A 267-nucleotide genomic window follows, 5' to 3' on the forward strand; every position below is an offset into this window, starting at 1 on the left:
CACCATCAGTCTTGCAAATCCCTTGAGAACAGCATTTTGTGATAAGTTTTCAAGCTTAGTTGTCGCCATTAAACGTGTCACCCGATCGACAATGGTCAAAACAGCAGCCTTTGACCCGCGACCACCGCGAACTGTATCCATCTCTAAATGTCCTTTTTCGGTTCGCCGATTAGCTGACTCACTGCGAATCTCAATTGAGGTGCCTACTGCTTGGTTATAGCGCGACCGAAGGTCTTGTCTTCTTTTATGACGTTTACCGTGATCAAA

General features: G+C 46.1%; 1 pseudogene. It reads right to left on the minus strand.

Annotated features, from left to right (window positions below):
* Nucleotides 1-267, minus strand: a pseudogene (locus ACWPAB_RS15490) (IS30 family transposase); the annotation flags it as partial.

Source organism: Lacticaseibacillus sp. 30 (assembly GCF_053819265.1).